The 4,119-nt window shown below is 49.2% G+C and carries 7 protein-coding genes; all 7 read right to left on the bottom strand.

Translation table 11 applies throughout. The features are described 5' to 3' along the window. Window positions 1-666 precede the first annotated feature (666 nt). A complete protein-coding gene (locus H6F68_RS00155) occupies window positions 667-1,176 on the bottom strand; it encodes a hypothetical protein (protein ID WP_190555690.1) in 510 nt (169 codons plus the stop codon). Between the two features lie 18 nt (window positions 1,177-1,194). Then, window positions 1,195-1,809 (bottom strand): hypothetical protein, encoded by a 615-nt coding sequence (locus tag H6F68_RS00150; protein ID WP_190555689.1) that lies wholly within the window; start codon window positions 1,807-1,809, stop codon window positions 1,195-1,197. Window positions 1,810-2,026: 217 nt separating this feature from the next. After that, window positions 2,027-2,305: a hypothetical protein gene (locus H6F68_RS00145; protein ID WP_190555688.1), complete on the bottom strand. Its 279-nt coding sequence runs from the start codon at window positions 2,303-2,305 to the stop codon at window positions 2,027-2,029. A gap of 29 nt (window positions 2,306-2,334) precedes the next feature. Then, on the bottom strand, window positions 2,335-2,712 hold the full coding sequence (locus H6F68_RS00140; protein WP_190555687.1) for a nuclear transport factor 2 family protein: 378 nt from the start codon (window positions 2,710-2,712) through the stop codon (window positions 2,335-2,337). A 72-nt stretch (window positions 2,713-2,784) separates the two neighbouring features. Beyond that, on the bottom strand, window positions 2,785-3,078 hold the full coding sequence (locus H6F68_RS00135; RefSeq protein ID WP_190555686.1) for a hypothetical protein: 294 nt from the start codon (window positions 3,076-3,078) through the stop codon (window positions 2,785-2,787). Next, window positions 3,075-3,533, bottom strand: coding sequence for a peptidoglycan-binding protein (locus tag H6F68_RS00130; RefSeq protein WP_190555685.1), 459 nt, complete (start codon window positions 3,531-3,533; stop codon window positions 3,075-3,077). The genes H6F68_RS00135 and H6F68_RS00130 overlap by 4 nt, the downstream gene beginning before the upstream one ends. A gap of 110 nt (window positions 3,534-3,643) precedes the next feature. Beyond that, the gene (locus tag H6F68_RS00125) at window positions 3,644-4,045 is read right to left on the bottom strand and encodes a RidA family protein (RefSeq protein ID WP_190555684.1); all 402 of its coding nucleotides are present in this window, start codon (window positions 4,043-4,045) and stop codon (window positions 3,644-3,646) included. Window positions 4,046-4,119: the final 74 nt, after the last annotated feature.

The following is a 4,119-nucleotide window of genomic DNA, read 5'->3' as shown; positions in this document are numbered from 1 at the left end:
TCATCAATAAAGCTAACGGTTGCGACCGGATCTCGTTGCTCAAGCATAGGTCAGCTAGAATCACAGCTATTCCCAAGTTAATTTTTCCTCACCAAAGTAACAAAAGAAGGATAAGCTGCCAGCCGTCCTAGAATAAACTTGTGAAGAATTCTATCTCTACTACCCGTAACACCCCAACCGCACTGTTGGGGTCTTTAAATTCACACAAACTGCGTCAGAAGTGCGTCAAAAATCAATCGTAGAAGTCGATGAAGCCGAATTAATGGTCCCTAAGCACACAAACTGCGTTAAGAGTGCGTCAGAAGTGCGTTCAAAGCTGAGCTGCAACGAAAATGGCTGCGGTAGATCTACTAGGTGGCACGCTCACGCAACAGTCGCGTGATGAGAGGCGTTAGGTATGGCGCAAAAACAAACTGTCGTGGTTGCGTGTGGGGAGCGATCGCCGTTCAAAGTGCGGCATCGGCCTTTTATCATGCTCGAGGGTACGCTAGGTGGAGGGTTACGGGCAGCTACGGCACTTAATTCTTTTACAAAATCCTTAATTGCACAACCTGATTGTTATTGCTATTTGAATCGCCCTTGATCTTGCTCCTTGCCTTAAAGAAAGCTGAAGTTTATTGCAAGCACTCTGATTTATCCCCTCCCCCTCAGGGGGTAACAAGAAGGCTAGAACAAAGACTGGAGGGGGAAAGCAGCATGCAAGCCTTGCTGAAGATAGGGTTGCTTATTGCCACTGAGCTGTATCCAAGACTCTACCCAATCGGTGTCTAACTCCATCCCTCCTAACCAGGCTTGAGCATACAAACCCACCCAGAAATCGCTATGTCTGCGCCTCATTCTTCGCCCTTCTTTGGCTCGACAAGCATAGCTAGCTAAGCCTTGAGTGCGAACTTCATGGCCTTGAATGACTGCACTGGTATAGGCAATGGCTAAGAGGACAAATAAACCCGATAAGCGTTGGGGATTGAGACGAGTAGATTCGACTTGGTATCCCCCACTTTTGTAGTCCCGAAAAAAAGCTTCAATACCCATGCGATGTTGGTAAGCCTTCACAGCAGGACCTAAAGAGGGCAGATTGGTTAAGAGAAACCAAGCCCTTTTCTCGCAATGGCCTCGATAAGGTCGTTTCCAATAACTCGCCACGTTAAACAATCCCAGACCCGCTTGTTTCGTCACCCTCACCTGCTCGAGAAATTATGATTGACCGGGTTTTAATCCCAGGTGTTGGAGTTGCTCAACCAAACCCGTTTCATCTTGAACGTACTCGTTACAGCGTAAGCGTAAACAGAAGCTGAACTGCTCTTGGCCCAACCATTGTGCCAGATGCACCGAGCAAAATTCCCGGTCACCTAAGACCACGACTTGATAAGGCTTCAGCAGCGCTAAAAGTGGACGCAAAACCGCTTGTTGTGGCGCTAAGCCCGAACTCCCCGAATGCGACAAGAACTGCCAGTACAAAGGCAAAGCTCGTCCTCGATAAATCACACTGGACATCAGCACATTCACCCCTTGCCACTGCGTGCGCTCGAGGACCAAGTAAAGAGTTTGTCCGATTCGGAATTGGCAAGATAGCAAGTAGCCGACTAAAAGCAACCAGAGGGTATCAATGTGCAATTGAGGACTCGAAAACAAGCGTTGCAAACAGCGGCGACGACCCTCGAATCGAATCGGTAGTGGCAAGGTGGCAGCGAGTCTTTCGAGGCGCACTTGTTTGTGCCATTGCAATAGCAACACCAGCAGATTCACAAGTAGGTAATGGCGAGGACTGAGGCACTGTTGGAGATGAGCTTGGTAGAACAGAGGCAGCATTTTTAGGGGTAGGCTTGTGGTCAAGTAGCAAGCCTATCTTTTTTTGTGCTTAGCAGCTCTATCCCTTGCTACACAAATGCTTCAAGTCTTCTGTTACCCCCTGAGGTGTCGGGGTAGAAGAGGTACTGTCCCAGCCCACCGATTAGGCAGAATGGCACGAACCACGCCACGAACCCATGCCCGACGCGATACCAGCCTATCTTGTCCTGCGCCGTGATCAGCGCCAGGGTAGGGAGACGCTAAGTAGGGTTCCCCCGAGGAAGCACGGAAAACCCGCCATGATCACCAGGAAGCTGCCCACAGAACCGAGCGTGGAGTAATCCGCTTGCCTGAACGCTGCAAACCCCTCCTGTCCGCCGATGGCGATCGCCACGAGTAAGCTGGCAACGGTGCCGACAACCAGCCACGCAAAGAGGAGGATTACCAGCCCCAGAAGATACCGCCACCAGCGGTGACTAACTCGCCGAGCAGCCTCCACATAAGTTGCATTTTTCATGAGAATATATCCTGACTTTTGCAGATGATTTACCCTGCGCTACTGGTTTCATCCTTGACCTTGGTTTTGATCACGAAAGCCTTTAATTCGACCATCTTGCCGCCGCGAAAGCACCAGACATCGCAGTACGAGTAATGAGCCGCCTTCCCGTCTTCGTCCTTCAATGTGATGTCGCCAAGTGCCGTGACGAAATCCCCCTCAGCGATCAAGTTCGCAACGATATTCAAAGGCGGTTCCACATACTCTGTTGCCATCCATTGGCGAACGGCTGCTTTTCCTTTCAGGGTTCTGTCGCCGACAAATGTCCATTCCGTGTCGTCGGTGCAGAACGACAAGAATCCTTCATTGTTGCCTTGAGCGATCGCCGCGTTTGCCGCTTCTAAGATGGCTTTATTGTTCTCTGACATCTGAATCTCTCCTCTGTTCAAAGCAAAAAACTGGTGTGAGTTGTTATGCTGTTGCCCCTCACTGGTTTACTTCTAAGGACTGGTAAACGGCTTACATTGAATCACCTTCACATTTCGTAGATAGTTCAACTGTGGCTCGAAGTCAGTCGGACAGAAGACATAAACATTGTCCTGAGATCGGCTAATGACTAAACGGTAGCTGGGTGGAATCCCTCCAGAACTTCCGATCAGTTCGATTCTAGGAATCACTTGTGAACTGACTTGAGCCAGGGATGGAAAATTGAACAGTAGGAGTACGCCGAACAGAATTGTGATTGCGATTGTGGTTGTAGTTGTGATTTTGGTTGAAAGAAGCTTTCGGTTCATGAGAAATCTCCTGTGGCTTGTGGTTGTGTAAGGTTCTGTTGTTTCCAGGGAAGCGGTAATCGATAGGGGTTTTCGTGCATATCCAGGACTTCCCAGGTGGTTGGATTGACTCGCCCTGTGACTGGGATTCCGTATCGTCGCTGGAGATCGCGTACCGCAGACGCTGTGACCGCACCAAAGATGCCATCGACGATCGCCCCTCTTGGATTGCCTAACCTCACACCTGCGGCTCCTAAAAAGCCATTGTCTTGAAGAATGCGCTGTAACAATTGCACGTCTCTGCCGCGATCGCCTTGGCGCAAGGTGGGTAAGGTTAAATCAGTGTAGGCAGTTGCGATCAGAACGGGTGATGTTTGCTGTGAAAAAATGCTGTGTGCGATCGCTGGATGAGTGAATGAACCTGCGAGCAACCCTGTAGCGATTGTTAGTAAGCTGAAAATGGTTTGAAGTTTCATGATTGTCCTCCTGATGGATCAGTTCTAGTTAGCATCAATTTCGTGTCGGAGTTATTACTCCATCTGTTTACTTCGATCGGTGTAGAGCAGTGCTGCTACTGATGCAAAATTCACGGAACAATTGCAGTAACACGAATTTCAATCCGCATTTTTGGAAGTGCAAGAGCTGCGACTCCTACCTCTGTCCAAATTGGGGCATGATTGGGCATGTAGTGATGAAATAGCTTGACCATCACCTCATTAACTTCTGGGGGCAACCCACCAACATGGTAAGAATTGACGTGGACAACATGCTCCCAGCCCGCCCCGGCAGTTGCCAAGGTTCGCTCTATGTTCCGAAACGCTTGAGCGATCTCGTCCGCGAGCGATTCGGGAATTTGCAGATTGTCATCCCAGCCACCTTGACCGGATATCTCCACGCGATCGCCAATTTTTACGGCTTGCGAGTAATGCAAGTTATTCAGCATGTATTCCCCATAGCCAGGAGTGACAAAAAACTTGGGCTTATTCATGGTGTTCCTTTGATTTAGATACTAATGTTCAGGATTCACTTGCCATGTAATCACAATGATTTCTGCAAGTATTA

Origin of the sequence: Trichocoleus sp. FACHB-262, assembly GCF_014696035.1 — a bacterium.
Classification (GTDB): Bacteria; Cyanobacteriota; Cyanobacteriia; order FACHB-46; family FACHB-46; genus Trichocoleus.
This window is presented reverse-complemented; position numbering and strand designations above follow the sequence as displayed.